Source organism: Bradyrhizobium sp. YCK136 (assembly GCF_044570075.1).
Taxonomy (GTDB): domain Bacteria; phylum Pseudomonadota; class Alphaproteobacteria; order Rhizobiales; family Xanthobacteraceae; genus Bradyrhizobium; species Bradyrhizobium diazoefficiens.
In genome coordinates, this window is sequence record NZ_CP172424.1 from 4092752 (window position 1) to 4112957 (window position 20206).

A 20206-nucleotide genomic window follows, 5' to 3' on the forward strand; every position below is an offset into this window, starting at 1 on the left:
GGGTAGAGCGATAGCGAAACCCATCGGCTTCTCTCGCGGAGTACCAGCGATGATGGGTTTCGCTGCGCTCTACCCATCCTACGAGTCCCCGAACCGCAAGATCGGTCGAGCACGTCGCAGCCGTCAGCGACTAACTGGAGCCGCCACGGAGGAGGGACGATGAAGGCGGCGCTGCAAAATTATCAGGATCGGATGCGGCGGGTGCTGGAGCATATCGACCGGCATCTTGACGCTGATCTGGACCTCGACACGCTGAGCGCTGTTGCGGCCTTCTCGAAATTTCATTTCCACCGGCAGTTCACGGCGACCTTCGGGCTGTCCGTGCATCGCTATGTTCAGCTTGCCCGTATGAAGCGCGCTTCGCATCGGCTGGCCTACAGGGACGACGAAAGCGTCACCGACATCGCGATGGATGCCGGCTACGACGCACCGGACGCCTTCGCCCGCGCCTTTCGGCAACGGTTCGGGCAATCGCCGTCGTCGTTCCGGAAATCTCCCGACTGGGAGCCGTGGCTTGCGGCCTTCGGGCCTCTCGACAACGCGAGGAGCAAGCTCATGCAGAAGACCTTTACCCCTGACGACGTGACGATCCGCGATGTCCCGCCCACACGGGTGGCGATCATGGCGCATCGGGGCGACCCGGCGACGCTTCCTGCCACCATCCAGCGGTTCATCGCCTGGCGCAGGGCGGCTAACCTCCACCCCAGGATAAGTCCGACCTTCAATGTCTGGCGTTCCGAGCGGCGTCCCGCCTCGCCGGCCGATTACAGCGTGGACCTCTGCGCCGGGACCGACCAGCCGATCCAGGCGAATGGCGAAGCGATCAAGGCCGGCGAGATCCCCGGCGGACGTTGCGCGGTGCTGCGCGTCGTCGGCCACACCGACAATCTGGAGCCCGCCGCGCTCTACCTTTATCGCGACTGGCTTCCGGCCAGCGGCGAGGAAGCGCGCGACTTCCCGATTTATTGCCAGCGGCTGAGCTTGTTCCCGGAGGTGCCGGAGCATGAGGCGGTCGCGGAGCTTTTCCTGCCGCTGAAATAGCGCACCTGACGGCGGCCTGTCCGTTTCGGTCGTAGGAGACGGACTGGTCGCTATCGAGTTGGCGGTTAAGCCGCTTATGCCATCTCGCGCCAGCGCATCGGCAATACGCCGTCCTGCCTGAAACTGTCGAGGAAGCGGAAGCGGGCGGCTTGCGGATTGGGACGGGCTTCGATCGTCGTATCGAGGATCTGCACGACGTCGTTCTCGTCATAGGCGGGCCAGGGTGGCAGACCTGATCCGTTCGGATTCCCCTGCGTCGCGAAATTCACCCAGTAACCCATCATCGTCCGCGCCAGCGCGCGGTCCTCCTCGGCCGGCGGTGCTGTGCTGCCGATCACCTGTTGCGGCGTCAGCGTGCCGAACACGAACGGGATCTCGGTGACATGCGAGGCGATCGGCGTGTAGCGCGACGTATAGCTGAACAGATAGCCGTAGGCGGGCGCGCGCCGGCGACGCCGATGCAGCCGCAGCCACTGCCAGCACTGCTCGCCGATCACGGTGTCGCCGGTGAGGGCCGCCGCGGAGGCCTTCGCCTCGGCATCGGTCGCGGCGGGGTAGACCTTCAGGAAATCGGCCATGCGTTCCCGGCAGAACATTGCCTCGGCCGCGGTGAGAAAGGCGCGCGCCGAGTGGTCGGGCAGGGATTGCGCAGGGAAGGGGAATTCCTCCGCGCTATTCCAGCCCGCCAGCAACGGGATGTGCATCTGCTCGCCGCGCAGGAATCTGCGGGCGGGCACGTCGGGCACCACATCATGATCGATGCTCGGTGAGAATGCCGCGACGACGGGACTGGTCTTGAAGCTCCACGGCGCGGCTGCGTTCAATTGGTCGGCCGGCATCGCGCGCAAGGCGGCGATGGACTCATCGCCTTGTTGCCGGGCGAACGCGAGACCGCGCGCGCGGGCTTCTTCAAAACTCTGAAGTGGCCCGTGCTTGCCATCCCAGAACGCGCCGCTCTGTCCGATGGCCTTGTGAAACAGTCCGTGCGCGAGCGGCGAGGCCATCAGGATCCCGACGGCCATGGCGCCGGCGGACTCGCCGAACAGGGTGACGTTGTCAGGATCGCCGCCGAAGCCGGCAATGTTGGCCTTGACCCAGCGCAGCGCCGCCAGTTGGTCTCTGAGGCCGTAATTGCCCGACGGCGCTTCCGCGTCGAGATCAGGATGGGCGAGGAAGCCGAAGACGCCGAGGCGATAGTTGAAGCTGACGACGACGACCCCGCTGGCCGCCAGCGCGCCGCCGTCGGTCGCGGGGTTGGCCGAGGAGCCGAATTGAAAGCCCCCGCCATGAATCCACACCATCACGGGCCGCCTCTCGTCCGGATGCTCCGCTGTGGTCCAGACATTGAGATAGAGGCAATCCTCGTCGCGCGGTCCCGGCCGATGGTCGTTTTCGAGAGCTGAAAGACAGCCTGCGCCAAACACACTTGCATCTCGCACGCCGTCCCAAGGCGCTGGCGGCCGCGGTGCGCACCAGCGCAGCCGTCCAACCGGGGGCGCCGCGTAGGGGATGCCCTTGAACGACAGCACGCCGCTTGCGTCCCGCACGCCGCCGCGCACGAAACCGGCTTGGGTGCGGACCACACGTCCGAGTTCGGCTGCTGTCGCGGTCGTGAAGGCATTCATGGTCGTATCCCGTCATCGGTAGGCGCCTGGCCGCCGCCCTGCAGGTTTGGCAACAACCTATCGACTTTCGCCCTCGTTGAATTTAGATATTTAGCCAATCAATGACTAAAAACCGGCAGCATGCGGCAACCCCTTCGCTTTCCATGGTCCAGCCTCGATGTGGACGATCGCTCCGCCCCGGTCATCGCCGTGCGCGTTGACGTGACGGGGACCAAGGGGGAGGTCCCCGATCACAGCCACCGCAAGGGACAACTGGTCTTCGCGTTGGGAGGTGGTGTCACATGTCGCGTTCCCAGTGGCCTGTGGATGGTGCCGCCACATTGCGCGGTGTGGATTCCCGGCGGCATGCAGCACAGCAACCTCGCCACAGAGAATGCCCGGCTGTTTTTCCTCTACATCGAGCCCGACATCGTGGACCTGCCGGGTCGATGCTGCACGCTGTCGATCTCGCCGCTGCTGCGTGAGCTGATCGTCGAGTTGTGCGATCAGGTCGGGGATGACTTGGCGAGGGTGGACCTCCTGGCGAGCGTCCTGCTCCGCGAGCTGCCGCGCATGCCCGTCCAGCAGCTCCATCTGCCGCTCTCGTCCGAGCCGCGGTTGAAGCGGATCGCGGCTGCGCTGGCAAAAGATCCTTCCGACCGCAGGACCCTCGCCGAATGGTCGAAGCGCGTCGCGCTCAGCGAGAGCAGCCTCGCGCGTCTCGTCGTCAGGGAAACGGGTCTGAGCTTCGGGCGCTGGCGCCAGCAATTGCACCTGATCGTCGCCCTGCGAGAACTCACTGCCGGCGCCAGCGTGCAGCAGGTCTCGGCCGATCTCGGCTACGAGTCCGTCGCGGCCTTCATCACGATGTTCAAGAAGGCGCTCGGCAAACCCCCGGCAAAATATCTCAGCAGTATCGTGCGGGATGCGTAGGGAAGCACGCAACTTCCCGATCTATTGCCAGCGGCGGAGCTTCTTCCCGGAGGTGCCGGAGCACGAGGCGGTTGGGGACCTTTTTCTGCCGCTGAAGGAGGGGCACCGAATTCCAGGCGTCGAACGTCGTGAATATAAGACTTGACTTATATTAGTGCAGATCGATATTTGCCCTTGCGATCAACGACAAGGAGGAATGCAATGGAGATCGACGTCGCCAGAGTCTTGGGGCTTGTGACGCGTTCGGTGCGGAATTTCGAGAAAGACGGCAAGCCGGCCAGCGCGGTGACACTGACGCGGCTTTACGAGACGAGCGTTGACGATCTTTGGGACGCGGTGACCAGCAGGGAGCGCATTCCGCGCTGGTTCTTGCCGGTCGAGGGAGACCTCCAGCTCGGCGGAAGGTACCAGCTCAAGGGCAATGCGGGCGGCACCATCACGGCATGTACGCCGCCGACCCATTTTGCAGCGACGTGGGAATTCGGCGGTGCGATGAGCTGGATCGACGTCCAGCTCGCGGCAGAACGACATCAGGCGCGGTTGACGCTGGAGCACACCGCGATCATCGAGGATCACTGGAATCAGTTCGGCCCAGGCGCCGTGGGTATCGGTTGGGACCTCGCCATTGCCGGACTTGAGCGATATGTTGCCACGGGGGCATCGGTCGACCATGAGACGGCCGAGGCATGGATGGGATCTCCTGCGGGCAAGGAATTCATGACACGAAGCGGCGAGCAATGGCGCGAGGCGCATGTCGCGAGCGGGGTCGACCCTGACACGGCGAAGCAGCGCTCGGACCGCACCATCGCCTTCTATCGCGGCGAGATGCCGCCCGATGTCGCACATCCAGGCACAGGAAGCTGATGCACGTCTTCGAGGTCCTCGCCGATCCCGTGCGCCGTCGCATCCTCGAGCTGCTGTCGCCCGGGGAAATGGCGTCCGGCGAGGTCGTCGAGGCGATCGGGGCGGAGTTCGGAATCACGCAGGCCGCCGTGTCGCAGCACCTCAAGGTGCTGCGCGAGAGCGGCTTCGCGACGGTTCGGGCGGAGGCGCAAAGGCGGCTCTATTCGGTCGACGTTGCGGGGCTTCGCGCGGTGGATGCGTGGATCGGTCAGTTCAGGAATTTCTGGGAGCCGAAGCTGGACGCGCTGGCGACCGAGATCGCGCGCGGCAAGCGGGAGCGTCGTCACGCTCCCGTCACCAAACGGAGCGGGAAGAGGGCTTGAAGGCGTCGCGAACAAGGTGGCGAAGCCGCCTTAGCGTCACGGTCACCCCCGCGACATTTTCTCGAACTTCTTCACCAGCCGTTCCCGCTTCAGCCGCGACAGCCGCTGGATCCAGAACATCCCGTCGAGCTGATCGATCTCGTGCTGGTGACAGACGGCGCGCAGGGCTTCCGAATCCTCGGTCTGCATGGTGCCGTCGAGATCCCAGTAGCTGATGCGCACGCGGGCGTGACGCTGGACCTCGTCGTTGACCCCGGGCATCGAGACGCTGCCCTCCCGGTGCATGATCATCTCGGGCGAAGCCCATGTGATCTCAGGATTGACATAGGTCCGTGCGCCGTCTTTGGCGTCGAGCTCGAGCACCACGACGCGCAAGGGCACGCCGATATGCGGAGCCGTGATGCCGATGCCGGGCGCGGCGCGCATGGTGTCGAGCAGGTCCGCGGCGAGCTCGCGGAGCTCGTCGTCGAACGCAGTGACGGGGCGGGCAGGAATCGCCAGCCGGCGGTCGGGGTAGCGGACGAGGGGGCGGATGGTCATGCACGCTCCCTACCACTCACGGATGGTTGAAGCACCTCGTTCTTGACGCCCTACCAACTGGAAGGTAGTTAATGCGCCATGACCAACGTTTCCTCGACCGCCGACGAGATTCTGGCCTGCGCGCGCAAGCTGATCATTGCCGGCGGCTATAACGGCTTCAGCTACGCCGACATCGCCGACATCGTCGGCATCCGCAAGCCGAGCATCCACCACCATTTCGCCAGCAAGGTCGACCTGGTCCGCACCCTCGTGTCGCGCTATCGCGAGGAGGCCGCGGCGGGACTCTCCGCCATCGAGCGCAACATCCCGGACCCCGGCGCACAGCTCAAAAGCTATCTCGCCTATTGGGAGGCGTGCATCAAGGACGCGACGGCTCCGTTCTGCGTGTGTGCGCTTCTTGCCAGCGAGCTTCCGCTCCTGCCCGAGGAGGTGGCGCTTGAAGTGCGCGCCCATTTCCGCGCCCTGGCATCCTGGCTGACCTCGGTGATTGAGCGCGGCAAGCGGCAGGGGCGGCTACAGCTTTCCGGCACGGCGCGGGTCGAGGCCGAAGGATTCATGGCCACGGTTCACGGCGCGATGCTGTCGGCGCGTGCCTATGGCGATCCCAAGATGTTCGGTGTCATCACCCGGCCGCTGCTGGAGCGGCTGTCCGCAACGCGCTGAGATCCACCCGGCGGGCCCCCCGACAATCACACAAGCTGCAAGCCACCTGCGTCGCTGCAATTTCGCTTCGCTCGAGAAACTACCAACTAGTAGGTAAGGAGACTGTCATGAGAGATCATCATCAGCCGGATTCGGCCGGTCAGGAGCAATGGCTGAGGCTGTACTACTTCACGCGCGCGGGGTTTTCCGTCGCCTGGGTCGCCGCTGCGTTTGCCGTCGGTCAGTCCTCCGCGCCGGTCGCCGGAGCTTTGCTCGTCGCCTATCCGGCGTGGGACGCCGCGGCCAATTGGCTCGACGCGCTGCGCAGCGGTGGGCTCGCCCAGAACCGCACCCAGGCTCTGAACGTCCTGGTCAGTCTGGCGACCACAGTCGCGGTCGTCCTTGCCTTGCAGGTCAGCATGAACTGGGTGCTCGGCGTGTTCGGTGCATGGGCGATCCTGTCCGGATTGCTGCAGCTCGGGACGGCAATCCGACGCTGGAGCCGTTTTGGCGCGCAGTGGGCCATGGCGCTCAGCGGTGGCCAATCAGCGCTGGCAGGCGGCTTCTTCATTGCTCAAGCCGCGATGCCCGCGGCTCCGTCGATCACGAATGTCGCCGGCTATGCTGCGGTCGGCGCGCTCTACTTCCTGGTCTCGGCGATCTGGCTCACCGTCAGCGCGTGGCGGCGTGGCGCCAGGCGGGCTCAGCTGGGGTGATGCGATGGCGTTGGCGGGATCATGACAGGATGCCGGTGTTTTGCCCGACGAGTCAAATTGCGGCCTGGTATCGCAAGTGATCGGCATCGCAAGTGACCGACATCGTAAGTCATTGATCCCGCAGCGCCCGCCTACTGTGCATGGGGTTGTTTTCGAGGTTTTTGTTCTCGTGGCCGAACTAGCCGTCCGGATAGGGCTTGCCATCCTTGTGCAGGAACCGGCCGTCGGAAGCCGGGCTCATCATGTCGATGTCGGAGCAGGTGATGAGGTCGGCGGGCGAGCGCGAGCCGATTCATCGCGTCCGACCGGTTGATCATGTGATGGCCGTTGCCGCTGCCTTTCGGAAAGGCGGCGCAATCGCCCGCGCGCAAGACGGTTTCACCGTCGTCCTCGATCAGTGTCAGTTCGCCTTCGAGCAAATAGACGAACTCGTCCTCATGCGAATGCCAGTGCCGCTGGCTCGACCAGCTGCCCGGCGGCAGCCGCATCAAATTGACGCCGAAATCGGAAAGGCCCCCCGGCGCTGCCGAGCCGCTGCCGGATGCGCTCGGCGCAAGGAAGGCTGAAGGGCGAGGGATAGCCGGAGCCTCTGCGCTCCGGCACTGCGGCGATGTCGATCTTGGGCATGCGGGTGCTTTCCTGAAACCTTTGGAGTTATGAGGCGCGAACAGGCCGCATCAGGGGCGGCGCTTGCGGAACCGCGCACCGGCGGCGCGGTCGCGATCGCCGGAAAATTAAAGTACCGTCGCCTGTCGGCGCGCGCCAATCCCAATCGTCTTTCACTCAGACAGACTGACGGGAGACAAGGAAAATGAACTCGTCCTACTATCGCTGGGTGATCGTCGCCGCCGGCGGCCTGCTTGGCTGCGTCGCGATCGGCGGCATGTTTTCGCTGCCGGTGTTCCTGCAGCCGATCGCCAAGGACACCGGCTGGTCGGTGACCGGCATCTCCAGCGCCATGACGATCGGCTTTCTGGCGATGGCCTTCACCAGCATGGCCTGGGGCACCGCGACGGACAGGTTCGGGCCGCGGCCGGTGGTGCTGACGGGCTCGACGGTGTTGGCGCTGAGCCTGTTCGGGGCGAGCCATGCGACCTCGCTCATTGCGTTCCAGTTCGTGTTCGGCCTCTTGGTCGGTGCCTCCTGCGCGGCGATCTTCGCGCCGATGATGGCGACCGTCACCGGCTGGTTCGACACCCATCGCAGCCTCGCGGTCTCGCTGGTGTCGGCCGGCATGGGCATGGCGCCGATGACGATGTCGCCGCTCGCGGCCTGGCTCGTCTCCGGCCATGACTGGCGCACCTCGATGCAGATCGTGGCACTGGTGGTCGGCGCCATCATGATCCCGGTATCGCTGCTGGTGCGCCGTCCGCCCGCGCTTGCGCAGGCGATGCCCGTGCCGTCGGGTGAGGACGCCGCGCAGGCGGAGATGTCGCTGGGGGAGGCGCTGCGCTCGCCGCAATTCCTCATCCTGCTCGCGACCAATTTCTTCTGCTGCGCCACCCATTCCGGCCCGATCATCCACACCGTCAGCTATGCCGTGAGCTGCGGCATTCCGCTGATCGCGGCGGTGACGATCTACAGCATCGAGGGTTTTGCCGGCATGGGCGGCCGCATCGCCTTCGGCCTGCTCGGCGATCGCTTCGGCGCCAAGCGCGTGCTGGTCACGGGCCTGCTGTTGCAGGCGTTCGGCGCGCTCGCCTACGTCTTCGCGCATCAGCTCGCGACTTTCTACGCGGTCGGCGCCATCTTCGGCTTCATCTATGCCGGCACCATGCCGCTCTACGCGGTGCTGGTGCGCGAAAACTTTCCGCTGCGCATGATGGGCACGGTGATCGGCGGCACCGCGATGGCCGGCAGCCTCGGCATGGCGACGGGGCCGCTCGCCGGCGGCCTGATCTACGACGCGTTCTCGAGCTACGCCTGGCTCTACATCGCCTCCTGGGCGATGGGCCTCGGCGCCTTCCTGATGGCGATGACCTTCCGCCCGTTCGCGAAGCCGCAAGGGCAGGCGGCGACTGCAGCGGCGTGAGACTGTAGCCCGGGTGAGCGAAGCGACACCCGGGACTTCTGACTCACAGCTGCTTTTCGAAGAACAGATCCGGATAGGGATCGTCATTGAACCGCGGGATCTCGCGCCAGCCCGTGCTGCGGTAGAGCTGGCCGGCCTCGGGGAGGGCGCTGTTGGTGTCGAGCCGCAGCAGCGCGATGCCGAGCGCGCGCGCCGCATCTTCGGCCGCGTCCATCAGGCGACGGCCGAGCCGCAATCCGCGCGCGGCGGGGGCGACCCACAGCCGCTTGATCTCGGCATAGCCGTGGTCGGTTCCCTTCAGCCCGACACAGCCGATCGGCAGCGCATCCGACATCGCGACGATGAAGCTCCCGCGCGGCCGGCGCATGTCCTTGGCATCGGGATCGCGCGACAGCGAAACGTCAAAGCCCTGTTTGAAACGGCGGCTGAGCTCCGCGTAATATTCGCCGAGGCAATAGCGCGCCTCCTCGGATCGCGGGTCCATCTCGTCGAGCACAACGCGCTCGCGCGTCAGCGCGGAGGCGATCATGTCCATGGCCGCCAGCAGCGCATCGCGCTGCGAATGGTGGGCGAGGAAGCTTTCTGCCTGCGTATTCGACAGCGCCTCGTAGGCCGCGAACTCGCGCCGGCCGGTGCGTGTGAGTTTTGCCACGCGGCGGCGCGCATCGTCCGCATGCGCCGTGGTCTCGACCAGCCCTTCGTCCTCGAGGCTGCGCAACAGCCGGCTCATCAGCCCGGAATCGAGCCCGAGATAGTCGCGGATCTCGGCCACGTCCGAACGTCCGTGCCCGATCGCGTTGAGCACGCGCGCCGCGCCGAGCGGACGGCCGCGGCCGAGGAACGAGGTGTCGAGCGCGCCGACGGCGGAGGTGACGGCACGGTTGAAGCGGCGAACGCGTGAGACGGAATCGAGCATAATATCTGACTTTAGTCAGATATTATCTCCTGGTCAATTGGAGTGGCTGGCCTCACTTTGCCAGCGTCAGCAGCGGCTTGTCCTTCGCGACGATATAGGTCGCAAGCTCGCTGGCGGTCTCGGTGCCCACGTTCTTCGCCGCATGCACTGTGCCGGACGGGATGAACAGCACGTCGCCGGCCTTCAGCGTCACCGGTGGCTTGCCTTCGACGGCGTATTCGATGGCGCCTGACAGCACGTAGATGATTTCTTCGCCCGGATGGGTGTGCCGGCCGAACGCCACGCCGGGGGCGAGGTCGACGCGCACCTGCACGGCTTCGCGGCCGGGCGCGCTGAGATCGTGGCGCTGGAGTCCGGTGCGCGTGACGCCGGCCGGCTGCGCCGCTACCGGCAGCGTGAACAGGTTTGCGGCCAGTACGGCGGCGCTGGCGAGGATACGCACGGCGGGCAAAAGACGATGGCTCATGGTCGGCTCCGTGTGGTCGCAGGATTGATCGCACCACTCGGGCCCAGCCGATGCCGGCCGGTTCCCGCGTCGTGGCGCTTCAGACGAGGGTGGTGGTCACCTCGATGTTGCCGTGCACCGCCTTGGAGTACGGGCAGATGCCGTGCGCGGCTTCGATCAGCTCCTGCGCCACCGCACGGTCGACGCCGGGGACGCTGACGTCGAGACGGGCGCGCAGGAAGAAGGCGCCGTTCGCATTGTTCAGGTCGATCGCGGTGTCGACCGACGGCTCGCTCGGCAGCTTGACCTTGCGCTGGGCGGCGGCGAGCCCGAGCGCGCCGAGGTAGCAGGCCGACCAGGCGGCGGCGAACAGGTTTTCGGCGGCCGGATGCGGCTGCGCCAACTTGATGTCGAGGAAGCCGTCGCTGGAGTGCGCGGCACCATCGGAGCCTGAGGTGACGTGGGTCTTGCCGGTAAAGAGAAGCTTGGCAGCGGATGACATGGCGGGGTCCTTTTTTATCGTATCCGAGCTAATCGGATGCGCCATGAAATAAACCCGCCGCATCCGCCGGTCAAGATCTTCCGATTTAATCGGATACGATTTATATCGGTTGGCAGATCACGAATTGCGGAGGTTCCCGTGGCCCGTTTCCCCAAAGCCGCCGGCAAAGGCCGAAAGCTGTCGAATTTCCTGTGCTTTGCGGTCTATTCGGCCAATCTCGCCTTCGGCCGTGCCTACAAGCCCCTCTTGGACAAGGTCGGGCTGACCTACACCCAGTACATCGCCCTGGTGGCGCTGTCGGAGGAGGACGAGCAGACCGTCAGCGCGCTCGGCGAGAAGCTGTTCCTGGAATCCAACACGCTGACGCCGATCCTGAAGAAGCTCGAGCAGACGGGTTACATCAGGCGCCACCGTGATCCCGCCGACGAGCGGCAGGTGCGGGTGAGCCTGACGCCGGGCGGGCGCAAGCTGATCGAACAGGATCTCGGCGAGTCCCTGATCGAGGCGACCGGCCTCGGCGACGATTTTCCGGTGGTGCAGAAGACGGTGAGCACATTGCGCGACAATCTGCTGCGCGCGACCCAAACGGGTGCAGAGAAGAAGCGCTGAGCGGAGCGGGCTTCTGCAGGGAAGCCGGAGGCGGCGTCCGCCTCCGGCGCAAGCACGAGGGAAAAGCGCTCCGCTTCAGCTGCAGACCGTGCGCGGAATCATCCATGTCGCAAAGGTCTGCCAAATCCCGTCTTCGCGACGGCGCTGGTAGGCGACGAAGTCGGCTCCGTCACCATGCACGAGTTCATAGCGATGAGATTTGGCGGCTGTCGTGGTGTTCGGTGAGCTCATAAAACACTCCATCTCGATTGGACTTTGCCTTGAGCTAGTTGCGGTGCAGCACAAGTCCATGGGAGGAACATCACGTTATGGCGAGGGCGGCGCAGCGAGGCTCTAGTCCAGCCCCAGCATCTTGCGTGATTTGCGCGTCAGCTTGGCCACGATCAGCGCGTGGGCCTGCGCCAGATAGGCGGTGAGCTCGGCATCAGGCAGGGCGTTGTTGCTGACGAGCTGCACCCATTTGGCGCGGGCGAGATACGGCGCCGGACGTGCCACGCCGTGCTCGATCAGCATCGCATAGGCCATGTCCGAGACCTTGAACATGTAGCCGCCGGAGCTTGCGACAAAGCCGCCGCCGAGCGCGAACATCTTGCCGCCGACCTTGAATACGGAGGTGCCTTCCCACTGCACCACCTTGGTGGCGGCGGGCAGGCGCAGGCAGCGCGCTTCGAAGCTTTTCGGAGTCATGGGGCGAGCGATAGCACGCCGCGTGCGGCTTGCAATGCGCGCGCTTGCTGCTTGCAATGCGCGCGCTAGCGGCCGAGCGCCGCGAAGGCGGCAATGGTGCGGTCCACCGCCGCTCCGTCGATGTGGCGATGGGTGACGAGCCGGAGCTGCGAGGGGCCGCTCGCCTGCACCAGGATGCCACGCTGCTTCACGCCCTCGGCCCATGCGGCGGCCTCGCGTCCGCTTGCGGAGACGTCGACGCGCAGGATGTTGGTCTGCACCTGGTCGGGATCAGCGAGTGCCGGGTCGAGCCAGCTCAAGGCCGCGGCGAGCCGCCTTGCTGCCGCGTGATCCTTGGAGAGGCGCTCGATCATCGTCTCCAGCGCGACGAGGCCCGCGGCTGCGACGACACCGGACTGGCGCATGGTGCCGCCGACGAGTTTCCGCAAGGTGCGCGCCCGTGCGACGAACTCCGCGGTACCGCACAGAAGGCTGCCGACCGGCGCGCTCAGGCCTTTGGACAGGCAGACCATCACGCTGTCGGCATGCTCGGCGATCCGTGCCGCCGGCGCGCCGAGCGCGACCGAGGCATTGAACAGGCGGGCGCCGTCCAGATGCACGGGGATCCCGTTGCTCTGTCCGAGCGCGTGAATTCGCATCATGTGCGGCAGGGGCAGCACGGCGCCGCCGGCGCCGTTATGCGTCGTCTCCATTGCGATCAGGCCGGGACGTTCCGAGCCGCGGATCGCGTCTGCAAGCGCCGCTTCGTCCATTGCGCCGCGACGGCTCGGCATGGGCTTCGGCACCAGCCCCGCGATCGTCACGACGCTGCCGAGCTCGGAGTTGAGCAGGTGCGCACCAGCGTCGGCGAATACCTCTGCGCCGCGCTCGGCATGGGCGAGCATCGCCAGGAGATTGCCCATCGTGCCGCTCGGCACGAACAGGGCAGCTTCCTTGCCGGTCAACGCGGCGCCGCGCGCTTCGAGCGCGCGGACGGTCGGGTCGCCCTCGCGGCCGTCGTCGCCGAGCGGGGCCCGCTGCATGCGCTCCAGCATCGCGGCCGTCGGTAGCGTGACGGTGTCGCTGCGCAGATCGACGACGCCGTCGCGGCCTCTCTCTTGCGCGACCATCAGGCGTCCTGCACTTGCAGGCCGGCCGCCGTCGGCTGGGTCTCATCGGCGGCCATGTCGCCGGCAAACTTTTCGACCAGCTTCACCGCGACCGTGTTGCCGAACACGTTGATCGCGGTGCGGCCCATGTCGAGGAAGGCGTCGACGCCGGCGATGACCGCGAGCGCCTCGATCGGCAGCCCGATTGCCGACAGCACCATGGCGATGGCGACGAGCCCGCCGGAGGGGACGTTGGCGCTGCCCTTGCTCGCGATCGTCGTGACCATGACGATGGTGAACAGCGTCGACCAGGTCAGCGTCACGCCATAGGCTTCCGCGAGGAAAGTGACGGCGAGGGCAAAATACATGATGGCGCCGTCGCGGTTGAAGGCATAGCCGAGCGGCAGCACCACCGAGACGATGCGCTCTGAGGCGCCCATCGCCCGCAGCTTCTCCATGTGCAGCGGCAGGGTCACTTCCGAGGAGCGGGTGGAGAAGGCCAGGATCATCGGCTCCATCACCGCCTTGGTGACGGCAAGCGGCTTCTCGCCGATCGCAAGCAGCATCAGCCAGAAGATCGCGACCATGATCGCAAGGCCCAGATACATCACGCCGACGAGTTTTGCGAGCGCGACCACGGTGGCGAGTCCTTGCGTCGCGAACAGCCACGCCATCACCGCGAAGATGGCGATCGGAGCGAGCGAGGTGATCCATTTGGTGATCTTGAACATCGCCGCCATCACCGCCTCGAGCACGGCCACCATGGGCTCGCCGACCTTGCCGCTAGAGGCGAGGGCTAGGCCGAACAGAATGGCGAAGACGAGCGTCGGGAGAATCTTCTGCTCGGCCATCGCCGCGACGATGTTGGAGGGGATCATGTCCATGAAGAACTTGATCCAGTCCACCGACACTGCGAGGTTCTGCGGCACCTTGCCGGTCGCGGCCAGCGGGGCGCCGGCGCCGGGATGGAAGGCGGCGTTGAGGAGCAGGCCGATCAGGATCGAGATCACGGTGGCGAGGTAGAAATAGCCGAGGCTGATCGCGGCGATGCGCCCGAGGACCTTCAACTCGCTCCCCATGCGATAGAGGCCGAGCGTGACGGCTGCGAACACCACGGGAATGACGATCATCTTCACCGCCTCGACGAAGGCGGTGCCGATCGGCCGCAGGCTCGCGCCGAAATCCGGCCAGAGCAGGCCGACGCCGAGGCCCAGCACCAATCCGAGCAGCATCTGGAACACGAGCGGCAATCTGAACAGCGGCCGGATCATGCGTGGTGGTCTCCTTGTCCCGGATATTGCGTGCGGATCGCGCCCAGCGCGGTGAGGCGAGCCTCGAATGCGGACGACAGATGCCGCCACATGCGCTGCTGCGCGGCGTCAGGATCGTGCGCTTCGATGGCCGCGTAGATATCGAGATGCTCGCTGACGGCCTGGCGCGTGCGCTCGACGCTGTATTGCCGCATCTTCTGGAGGGCGAGGCCGCTCTGCGCGCGCAGATTGTCGTAGGACTGCGCCAGCCGGCCATTGCCGGTCGCGCGAAACAGTTCGTCGTGGAAGGCCCAGCCGACCTGCTGCGCCTCCTCGACATCGAGGTTTTCGCGCGGCTGAATGCTGCGCAGCTCCCCGGCGCATTGGCGCAGCGGCTCCGTCGGCCCGCGCGTCGCGGCGAGATAGGCGGCCATGCCTTCGAGCGCGAGCCGCAATTCATGAATCTCGCGCAGATCGTCGAAGGACATCTGGCGCAGGAAGGTGCCGCGCATCGGATGGATGGTGAGCAGGCCGTCCTTGGCGAGCGCCTTCAGCGCCTCGCGGATCGGGGTGCGGCCCAGCGCCAGCCGGCTCGACAGGCTGCGTTCGGAGAGGGGTTCGTCAGGCGCAAACTCGCCTGACACGACGAGGTCGCGGAGCAGGGCATAGGCGCGGTCGCGGTCGAGGGAGGCGGTTGGCATAGCTGACATACCAGCGGTATGTCAGAGGAATGTCAAGCTTGGCTGCTGATTTTGCTGGTGAAACGACCAAGGGCGGCACCGAGCTCAGCCTGAAGCTGGCGTGACGGCGTCGCGGGCGCGCCAGGCGTCGGGAACAACGAACACCTCGTCGGCGCGGCCGTAGCCGCCGTCGGGGACTTCCTCGATCAGCACCATCGTGTGCGGCCGCGCCGCTTCGCCGAAATAGTCGACGAACAGCGCGGTGAGGCGATGCACGATCTCCGCCTTCTGGGCGCGAGACAGTGCGGCTTGCGGAATCTTGATGTTGGCGAAAGGCATGATGGGTCTCTCCGTGTGATGCGATCGTGCCGCGCGTCAGACCACGCCGCCATTGGCGCGGATGACCTGGCCGTTGACCCAGCCGCCGTCGCGACCGGTGAGGAAGGCGACGATTCCTGCGATGTCGTCGGGCTGGCCGAGGCGGCCGAACGGATTCATGGCGGCAATGGCGCGCACCTGCTGCTCGCTCTTGCCTTCGAGAAAGAGCCGGGTCTCGACCGGCCCGGGCGCCACCGCGTTGACGGTGATGCGCCGGCTGCCGAGCTCCTTGGCGAGGATGTGCGTCATGGCTTCGACCGCCGCCTTGGTCGCGGCGTAGACGCCGTAGCCGGGCTGGTAGAGACCGATCACGCTGGAGGGCTGACGATGCGGCCGCCGTCGCGAAGCCGCCGCGCCGCTTCGCGCAAGGACCGGAACACGCTTTCGAGATTGATCGAAATCTGCCGCGCGAACGCTTCATCGGTCACCTCGGCGAGCGGCCCGAGCTCCATGACGCCGGCATTGTTGACGAGGATGTCGACGCCGCCGAAGGCGCGCTCGGCCGCATCGAACAGCCGTAAAGGGGTTGCCGGATCGGCGAGGTCGGCCGGCACGGCGATGGCGTGTCCGCCGGCGGCCTCGATCTCGGCGACGAGCGCATCGGCAGCCGCGCGGCCGCTCGCATAGTTGATCGCGACCGCAATTCCGTCCTGCGCCAACCGGCGGGCGATCGCCGCGCCGATGCCGCGGGAGCCGCCGGTCACGATGGCGGCGCGCTGATGTTGGTGGGTCATGGCAGGTCTCCTCGTTGTCCTCAGCCGGAGATCTAGCTGATCGCCGTGGCCGGATAATCGCCCGGGACTTGCCATCACTTGTCGGCTGTGGTGAACAATCGGCCATGGACCGATTTGACGCCATGCGTCTGTTCGTTCGCCTCGTCGAGCGGCAGAGTTTTACGGCTGCGGCCGCCGATCTCGGCATTCCCCGCTCGACGGCGAGCGAGGTCTTGCGCAGCCTCGAGTCGCGCTTGGGCTCGCGCCTGCTCGACCGCACGACGCGGCATGTCACGCCGACGCTGGACGGCGAGGACTATTACCGCCGCTGCGTCGCATCCTGGCCGAGGTCGAGGAAGCGGAAACCGCGATGCGTGATGCGCGGCCGCGCGGCCTGCTCCGCATCGACGCCCATCCCTTGCTGACCCGCACCTTCATCCTGCCGCACCTGCCGGCATTCCTGGCGCGCTATCCGCAGCTCGACTTGCAGATCGGGCAGGGCGACCGCCTGGTCGATCTCGTGCGCGAAGGCATCGATTGCGTAATCCGGTCGGGCGAGCCGGAGGACAGCGGGATGATCCTGCGCCGCCTCGGCACGATCGCGGAGATCACAGTGGCGAGCCCGGCCTATCTCGCCAGCCACGGCGTGCCTATGGCGCCGGATACGCTCGACGGCCATCAGATGGTCGCCTTCGTCTCCTCGCGCACCGGCATGTGCTGCCGCTGGAATTTTCGGTTCCCGGCGCGCTGCATCACGTCGTGCTGCCGAGCCGGGTTCGCGTCAATAATTCCGACACCATGGCCGATCTCGCACGGCTCGGCTTCGGCCTCGCCCAGGCCCCCCGCTATCGCTTCGCGGATGATCTCGCCAGCGGCGCGCTGGTCGAGGTGCTCGCCGACTATCCGCCGTCACCGACGCCGCTCTCCGCGCTGTACCTGCAAAACCGCCAGCCCGCGCTGCGCCTGCGCGTCTTCCTCGACTGGATATTGGGCATTTTTGCCGAGGCGAAGCTTTGATGTGACTCGTAGCCCGGGTGAGCGAAGCGATACCCGGGACCGCCGCCCGCACGAATCCCGGATATCGCTTCGCTCATCCGGGCTACAAGAGCTTGCGTTGCCCGACGGGCAAAACACCCAAGCCGCGGGTCAATCCGCTCAAGCAAAAATATTCCACTTTACCGAAATTCGGCTTTGGCGTATTCGTGCGCCACCTCATCCCGGTCAGAGGGGCGTATCGCGATCGTCACGACACGCGGGGTGAGCTGCGGTGGACGCTAGTCACATCGGCGCGAGGGCATCGCAGGGCGGGCAACCGTGAGCGAAGGCCGTCGCGCACACGACCGGTGTGATCTGCGTACGGCAAAACCGTGTCGTCCTGGCGCCCGGGGTCTGTGCGCCAAGTCTTGCGGTGATGCGGCGGCCCGACCGGGCGCGCACATCAGCGATCCGCAAGGCGACGGGGGCAATAGTGCATCGCTCCCCGGGGAGAACGCGGCATAAGCCGTCAAACCACTGCGCAGGGAAGGCCGTGTGTTGGGCTTCACCTGTATGCCGCTGTGCAGATTTTGTAGCCACCTTTCGCACAGTGGACCTCGGGTGCCAGTCGGCACCCGGTCTTCCCTGCGCCCTCTGACATCGGAGGGTGTCGCGATGAAGCAAAGCTCGGGCGAAGCAAGCCGCGAGGATGCGAAGATGTGTCTGCGATTGGGAAATCCGACTGGTCGCGAGCACCAATTTATCACCGTCACCCTGAGGTGCTCGTCCTGCGATGTATCGCAGGGCGAGCCTCGAAGGGCGACGGCCCGGCTGCATCCCGGCCGTTCATCCTTCGAGGCTCGGCTTGCGATGCATTCGCACCGCAAGCCTCGCACCTCAGGATGACGGAACAGTCACTCTCTACATAGTTGGCCAACTGCGCCGCTTTGTGAGTTGTGCCGGAGCGCCACGCGGTTACGATACACTTGAGGTTCCCGTCGAACACAGGGGCCGACATTGTGACCGGGAGGCGACATGAGCGGGCAGGAGCGCAAGGTGAAGGGATCGGACCTGTTTGTCGCGGCGCTGGAGAATGAAGGCGTCGATCGCATCTTCGGCGTTCCCGGCGAAGAAAACCTCGATCTCGTGGAATCGCTCCGCACCTCCAAGATCGAGCTGATCCTGACCCGCCACGAGCAGGCGGCCGCCTTCATGGCTGCCACCCATGGCCGGCTCACCGGGAAGCCCGGCGTCTGTCTCTCGACGCTCGGCCCAGGGGCGCTCAATCTGTCCACGGGTGCGGCCTATGCGCATCTCGGCGCGATGCCGATGATCCTGATCACCGGCCAGAAGCCGATCATGAGCAGCAGGCAGGCGCGCTTCCAGATCGTGGACGTGGTCGCGACCATGAAGCCGCTGACAAAGCTGTCGCGGCAGATCATCAGCGCCTCCAGCATCCCGACCGTGGTGCGCGATGCCTTTCGCGTGGCGATGGAGGAGCGGCCGGGGCCGGTGCATCTCGAACTGCCCGAGGACATCGCGGGCGATGAAGTGCCGGCCGCTCCCGTGATTCCGATCCATCCGATCGAGATTCCGGTCGCCCACCGCGCCGCGCTCGATCGTGCCGCCGAGATGATTCTCGCCGCAAGGCATCCGCTGGTGATGATGGGCGCCGCGACCAGCCGGCCGCGATCGACCCACGGCATCGCGAGCTTCGTGCGGCGAACCGGCATTCCCTTTTTCACCACGCAGATGGGGAAGGGCACCGTGCCCGGCGGCACCAATCTCTATATGGGCACCGCGGCGCTGTCGGAGCGCGACTATGTCCACGACGCGATCGACGCCGCCGATCTGATCGTGGCGATCGGTCACGACCCGATCGAGAAGCCGCCCTTCATCATGGGGCCGTCGGGCCCGAAGGTTATTCACGTCAGCTACACGTCGGCCAGCGTCGAGCAGGTCTATTTCCCGGATGCCGAGGTTGTCGGCGACGTGGGCCCGAGTCTGGAGCTGCTCGCCGACCGGCTCGAAGGCAAGCTGCCGCAGGCCGCGGCGCTGGTGCCGCTCCGTGAGGAGATCCTCAGGCATATCGCCGACCGCGCCACCGAGGCGCGCTGGCCGCCGACGCCGCAGCGGATCGTGCACGACATTCGCCAGGTGATCCCGGAGAACGGCATCGTCGCGCTCGACAACGGCATGTACAAGATCTGGTTCGCGCGCAACTACCGCACCCGCGTCGCCAACACGCTGTTGTTGGACAACGCGCTGGCGACGATGGGCGCAGGCCTGCCGTCGGCGATGATGGCGGCGATGCTCTATCCCGACCGCCGCGTGCTCGCGGTCGCCGGCGACGGCGGCTTCATGATGAACAGCCAGGAGATGGAAACCGCCGTCCGCCTCAAGCTCAACCTGGTCGTATTGGTGCTGGAGGACAACGCCTACGGCATGATCCGCTGGAAGCAGGCCGTCGATCATTTCGCCGATTTCGGCATGACCTTTGGCAATCCCGATTTCGCCCTCTACGCGAAGGCCTATGGAGCCAAGGGCCATCGCATCGCGAGCATCGACAGCTTCGGCCCGACGCTGGATGCCGCGTTCAGGGAAGGCGGCGTGCACCTGGTCTCGATCCCGATCGACTATTCGGAGAACGTGCGGGTGCTCGTGGATGAGCTGCGGGCTCACGAGAAGTCGAAGGCGTGATGTGCTCGCCACTCTCGCCACACCCGTCATTGCGAGCGTAGCGAAGCAATCCAGAGTGTTTCCGCAGAGGCAGTCTGGATTGCTTCGTCGCTTCGCTCCTCGCAATGACGGAGTATGCCGATCAGCCAAAATGCGATAACAACTTGCGTCAACGTAATCCAACCAGCCACAGGAATATGAAATGACTCGCGTTCGCTGTATCACCGAGATGGGCATGGGCGTCGACGTTCACGGCAGGGACGCCACCAAGGCGGCGAAGCGGGCGGTGTCGGATGCCATCCGGCATTCGAGCCTCGGTTTCTTCCGGATGATCGGCAAGACCGCGAACGACATGTTCGTCGATGTCACGATCGGAGTGCCCAACCCCGAGGCGGTGGACAAGGAAGCCGTTGCGAAGGAGCTGCCCTACGGCACCGTGACCGTGACTGCGGTCAAGGGCGGGCTTGAGATTCCCTCGGCCACGGAGGTGGCCAACGACCCCATCCTCATCGCCAATGCCGCCGTCATCGTCAGCTTCGACAAGGAGTAG

The 20206-nt window shown here is 65.7% G+C and carries 21 protein-coding genes and 3 pseudogenes; 11 read left to right on the forward strand and 13 right to left on the reverse strand.

Annotation, left to right across the window (positions count from 1 at the left end; translation table 11 throughout):
• Nucleotides 1–159: 159 nt before the first annotated feature.
• Complete coding sequence (locus ACFLEY_RS19465; RefSeq protein WP_060911694.1) at nucleotides 160–1041, forward strand: GyrI-like domain-containing protein; 882 nt, start codon at nucleotides 160–162, stop codon at nucleotides 1039–1041.
• A 74-nt stretch (nucleotides 1042–1115) separates the two neighbouring features.
• Here ACFLEY_RS19465 and ACFLEY_RS19470 read toward each other — a convergent pair whose 3' ends face one another.
• Nucleotides 1116–2666 (reverse strand): carboxylesterase/lipase family protein, encoded by a 1551-nt coding sequence (locus ACFLEY_RS19470; protein WP_396604738.1) that lies wholly within the window; start codon nucleotides 2664–2666, stop codon nucleotides 1116–1118.
• Between the two features lie 120 nt (nucleotides 2667–2786).
• On the opposite strand from ACFLEY_RS19470, the gene ACFLEY_RS19475 reads away from it, so the two are divergent.
• From ACFLEY_RS19475 to ACFLEY_RS19485, 3 genes are all read left to right on the forward strand, one after another.
• The gene (locus ACFLEY_RS19475; RefSeq protein ID WP_060911696.1) at nucleotides 2787–3578 is read left to right on the forward strand and encodes a helix-turn-helix domain-containing protein; all 792 of its coding nucleotides are present in this window, start codon (nucleotides 2787–2789) and stop codon (nucleotides 3576–3578) included.
• A 201-nt stretch (nucleotides 3579–3779) separates the two neighbouring features.
• Nucleotides 3780–4442 carry an SRPBCC family protein gene (locus tag ACFLEY_RS19480; protein WP_011086779.1) on the forward strand — a complete coding sequence of 221 codons (663 nt, stop codon included), beginning with the start codon at nucleotides 3780–3782 and terminating at the stop codon, nucleotides 4440–4442.
• A complete protein-coding gene (locus tag ACFLEY_RS19485; protein WP_028171024.1) occupies nucleotides 4442–4804 on the forward strand; it encodes a helix-turn-helix transcriptional regulator in 363 nt (120 codons plus the stop codon). Before ACFLEY_RS19480 ends, ACFLEY_RS19485 begins: the two co-directional genes overlap by 1 nt.
• A 42-nt stretch (nucleotides 4805–4846) precedes the next feature.
• Here the strand turns inward: ACFLEY_RS19485 and ACFLEY_RS19490 are convergent, their stop codons facing one another.
• Nucleotides 4847–5344, reverse strand: a complete 498-nt coding sequence (locus ACFLEY_RS19490; RefSeq protein ID WP_011086781.1) for a peptide deformylase — start codon at nucleotides 5342–5344, stop codon at nucleotides 4847–4849.
• 78 nt (nucleotides 5345–5422) lie between these two features.
• Here ACFLEY_RS19490 and ACFLEY_RS19495 point away from each other — a divergent pair, with 78 nt between their 5' ends.
• Both ACFLEY_RS19495 and ACFLEY_RS19500 read left to right on the forward strand, forming a co-directional pair.
• On the forward strand, nucleotides 5423–6007 hold the full coding sequence (locus ACFLEY_RS19495) for a TetR/AcrR family transcriptional regulator (RefSeq protein ID WP_060911697.1): 585 nt from the start codon (nucleotides 5423–5425) through the stop codon (nucleotides 6005–6007).
• 107 nt (nucleotides 6008–6114) lie between these two features.
• Complete coding sequence (locus ACFLEY_RS19500) at nucleotides 6115–6702, forward strand: DUF308 domain-containing protein (protein WP_396604739.1); 588 nt, start codon at nucleotides 6115–6117, stop codon at nucleotides 6700–6702.
• Between the two features lie 178 nt (nucleotides 6703–6880).
• On the opposite strand, the pseudogene ACFLEY_RS19505 reads toward ACFLEY_RS19500, so the two are convergent.
• Nucleotides 6881–7329: pseudogene (locus tag ACFLEY_RS19505) on the reverse strand (cupin domain-containing protein).
• A 184-nt stretch (nucleotides 7330–7513) separates the two neighbouring features.
• Here ACFLEY_RS19505 and ACFLEY_RS19510 point away from each other — a divergent pair.
• Nucleotides 7514–8734: an MFS transporter gene (locus ACFLEY_RS19510; RefSeq protein WP_060911699.1), complete on the forward strand. Its 1221-nt coding sequence runs from the start codon at nucleotides 7514–7516 to the stop codon at nucleotides 8732–8734.
• 43 nt (nucleotides 8735–8777) lie between these two features.
• Here ACFLEY_RS19510 and ACFLEY_RS19515 read toward each other — a convergent pair whose 3' ends face one another.
• The 3 genes from ACFLEY_RS19515 to ACFLEY_RS19525 all read right to left on the reverse strand — a co-directional run bounded on the left by ACFLEY_RS19515 (nucleotide 8778) and on the right by ACFLEY_RS19525 (nucleotide 10597).
• Nucleotides 8778–9650 carry a bifunctional helix-turn-helix transcriptional regulator/GNAT family N-acetyltransferase gene (locus ACFLEY_RS19515; protein WP_060911700.1) on the reverse strand — a complete coding sequence of 291 codons (873 nt, stop codon included), beginning with the start codon at nucleotides 9648–9650 and terminating at the stop codon, nucleotides 8778–8780.
• 52 nt (nucleotides 9651–9702) lie between these two features.
• Nucleotides 9703–10116 carry a cupin domain-containing protein gene (locus ACFLEY_RS19520; protein WP_060911701.1) on the reverse strand — a complete coding sequence of 138 codons (414 nt, stop codon included), beginning with the start codon at nucleotides 10114–10116 and terminating at the stop codon, nucleotides 9703–9705.
• Nucleotides 10117–10195: 79 nt separating this feature from the next.
• Complete coding sequence (locus tag ACFLEY_RS19525; RefSeq protein ID WP_060913061.1) at nucleotides 10196–10597, reverse strand: Ohr family peroxiredoxin; 402 nt, start codon at nucleotides 10595–10597, stop codon at nucleotides 10196–10198.
• Between the two features lie 138 nt (nucleotides 10598–10735).
• Between ACFLEY_RS19525 and ACFLEY_RS19530 the strand changes: the two genes are divergently transcribed.
• Complete coding sequence (locus ACFLEY_RS19530; protein ID WP_211433640.1) at nucleotides 10736–11206, forward strand: MarR family winged helix-turn-helix transcriptional regulator; 471 nt, start codon at nucleotides 10736–10738, stop codon at nucleotides 11204–11206.
• Between the two features lie 75 nt (nucleotides 11207–11281).
• Here the strand turns inward: ACFLEY_RS19530 and ACFLEY_RS19535 are convergent, their stop codons facing one another.
• The 7 genes and pseudogenes from ACFLEY_RS19535 to ACFLEY_RS19565 form a co-directional block, all read right to left on the reverse strand.
• On the reverse strand, nucleotides 11282–11437 hold the full coding sequence (locus ACFLEY_RS19535) for a hypothetical protein (protein WP_053815110.1): 156 nt from the start codon (nucleotides 11435–11437) through the stop codon (nucleotides 11282–11284).
• 102 nt (nucleotides 11438–11539) lie between these two features.
• Nucleotides 11540–11893 carry an MmcQ/YjbR family DNA-binding protein gene (locus ACFLEY_RS19540; RefSeq protein WP_011086791.1) on the reverse strand — a complete coding sequence of 118 codons (354 nt, stop codon included), beginning with the start codon at nucleotides 11891–11893 and terminating at the stop codon, nucleotides 11540–11542.
• A 65-nt stretch (nucleotides 11894–11958) separates the two neighbouring features.
• Nucleotides 11959–13002, reverse strand: coding sequence for a low specificity L-threonine aldolase (locus ACFLEY_RS19545; RefSeq protein ID WP_060911702.1), 1044 nt, complete (start codon nucleotides 13000–13002; stop codon nucleotides 11959–11961).
• Nucleotides 13002–14252, reverse strand: a complete 1251-nt coding sequence (locus ACFLEY_RS19550) for a dicarboxylate/amino acid:cation symporter (RefSeq protein ID WP_060911703.1) — start codon at nucleotides 14250–14252, stop codon at nucleotides 13002–13004. The genes ACFLEY_RS19545 and ACFLEY_RS19550 overlap by 1 nt, the downstream gene beginning before the upstream one ends.
• Nucleotides 14249–14932, reverse strand: coding sequence for a GntR family transcriptional regulator (locus tag ACFLEY_RS19555; protein WP_249162939.1), 684 nt, complete (start codon nucleotides 14930–14932; stop codon nucleotides 14249–14251). Before ACFLEY_RS19555 ends, ACFLEY_RS19550 begins: the two co-directional genes overlap by 4 nt.
• An 84-nt stretch (nucleotides 14933–15016) precedes the next feature.
• Nucleotides 15017–15250 (reverse strand): 4-oxalocrotonate tautomerase family protein, encoded by a 234-nt coding sequence (locus tag ACFLEY_RS19560; RefSeq protein WP_060911705.1) that lies wholly within the window; start codon nucleotides 15248–15250, stop codon nucleotides 15017–15019.
• Nucleotides 15251–15286: 36 nt separating this feature from the next.
• Nucleotides 15287–16023: pseudogene (locus ACFLEY_RS19565) on the reverse strand (SDR family oxidoreductase).
• A 104-nt stretch (nucleotides 16024–16127) separates the two neighbouring features.
• Between ACFLEY_RS19565 and ACFLEY_RS19570 the strand changes: the two are divergent.
• The 3 genes and pseudogenes from ACFLEY_RS19570 (at nucleotide 16128) to ACFLEY_RS19580 (ending at nucleotide 20206) form a co-directional block, all read left to right on the forward strand.
• Nucleotides 16128–17019, forward strand: a pseudogene (locus ACFLEY_RS19570) (LysR family transcriptional regulator).
• Between the two features lie 993 nt (nucleotides 17020–18012).
• Entirely contained in the window at nucleotides 18013–19677 is a 1665-nt protein-coding gene (locus ACFLEY_RS19575) for an acetolactate synthase large subunit (protein ID WP_060911706.1), read from the forward strand.
• Nucleotides 19678–19858: 181 nt separating this feature from the next.
• Nucleotides 19859–20206 carry a Lin0512 family protein gene (locus ACFLEY_RS19580; protein WP_028171039.1) on the forward strand — a complete coding sequence of 116 codons (348 nt, stop codon included), beginning with the start codon at nucleotides 19859–19861 and terminating at the stop codon, nucleotides 20204–20206.

Bases quoted from the DNA above. Each gene is read 5' to 3' on its own strand.
- ACFLEY_RS19495 (WP_060911697.1), top strand. From the start codon at position 5,423: ATGACCAACGTTTCCTCGACCGCCGACGAGATTCTGGCCTGCGCGCGC.
- ACFLEY_RS19555 (WP_249162939.1), bottom strand. From the start codon at position 14,932: ATGCCAACCGCCTCCCTCGACCGCGACCGCGCCTATGCCCTGCTCCGC.
- ACFLEY_RS19580 (WP_028171039.1), top strand. From the start codon at position 19,859: ATGACTCGCGTTCGCTGTATCACCGAGATGGGCATGGGCGTCGACGTT.
- ACFLEY_RS19510 (WP_060911699.1), top strand. From the start codon at position 7,514: ATGAACTCGTCCTACTATCGCTGGGTGATCGTCGCCGCCGGCGGCCTG.
- ACFLEY_RS19500 (WP_396604739.1), top strand. From the start codon at position 6,115: ATGAGAGATCATCATCAGCCGGATTCGGCCGGTCAGGAGCAATGGCTG.
- ACFLEY_RS19470 (WP_396604738.1), bottom strand. From the start codon at position 2,666: ATGAATGCCTTCACGACCGCGACAGCAGCCGAACTCGGACGTGTGGTC.
- ACFLEY_RS19465 (WP_060911694.1), top strand. From the start codon at position 160: ATGAAGGCGGCGCTGCAAAATTATCAGGATCGGATGCGGCGGGTGCTG.
- ACFLEY_RS19560 (WP_060911705.1), bottom strand. From the start codon at position 15,250: ATGCCTTTCGCCAACATCAAGATTCCGCAAGCCGCACTGTCTCGCGCC.
- ACFLEY_RS19480 (WP_011086779.1), top strand. From the start codon at position 3,780: ATGGAGATCGACGTCGCCAGAGTCTTGGGGCTTGTGACGCGTTCGGTG.
- ACFLEY_RS19515 (WP_060911700.1), bottom strand. From the start codon at position 9,650: ATGCTCGATTCCGTCTCACGCGTTCGCCGCTTCAACCGTGCCGTCACC.
- ACFLEY_RS19485 (WP_028171024.1), top strand. From the start codon at position 4,442: ATGCACGTCTTCGAGGTCCTCGCCGATCCCGTGCGCCGTCGCATCCTC.
- ACFLEY_RS19525 (WP_060913061.1), bottom strand. From the start codon at position 10,597: ATGTCATCCGCTGCCAAGCTTCTCTTTACCGGCAAGACCCACGTCACC.
- ACFLEY_RS19575 (WP_060911706.1), top strand. From the start codon at position 18,013: ATGAGCGGGCAGGAGCGCAAGGTGAAGGGATCGGACCTGTTTGTCGCG.
- ACFLEY_RS19535 (WP_053815110.1), bottom strand. From the start codon at position 11,437: ATGAGCTCACCGAACACCACGACAGCCGCCAAATCTCATCGCTATGAA.
- ACFLEY_RS19520 (WP_060911701.1), bottom strand. From the start codon at position 10,116: ATGAGCCATCGTCTTTTGCCCGCCGTGCGTATCCTCGCCAGCGCCGCC.
- ACFLEY_RS19545 (WP_060911702.1), bottom strand. From the start codon at position 13,002: ATGGTCGCGCAAGAGAGAGGCCGCGACGGCGTCGTCGATCTGCGCAGC.
- ACFLEY_RS19550 (WP_060911703.1), bottom strand. From the start codon at position 14,252: ATGATCCGGCCGCTGTTCAGATTGCCGCTCGTGTTCCAGATGCTGCTC.
- ACFLEY_RS19490 (WP_011086781.1), bottom strand. From the start codon at position 5,344: ATGACCATCCGCCCCCTCGTCCGCTACCCCGACCGCCGGCTGGCGATT.
- ACFLEY_RS19475 (WP_060911696.1), top strand. From the start codon at position 2,787: ATGCGGCAACCCCTTCGCTTTCCATGGTCCAGCCTCGATGTGGACGAT.
- ACFLEY_RS19540 (WP_011086791.1), bottom strand. From the start codon at position 11,893: ATGACTCCGAAAAGCTTCGAAGCGCGCTGCCTGCGCCTGCCCGCCGCC.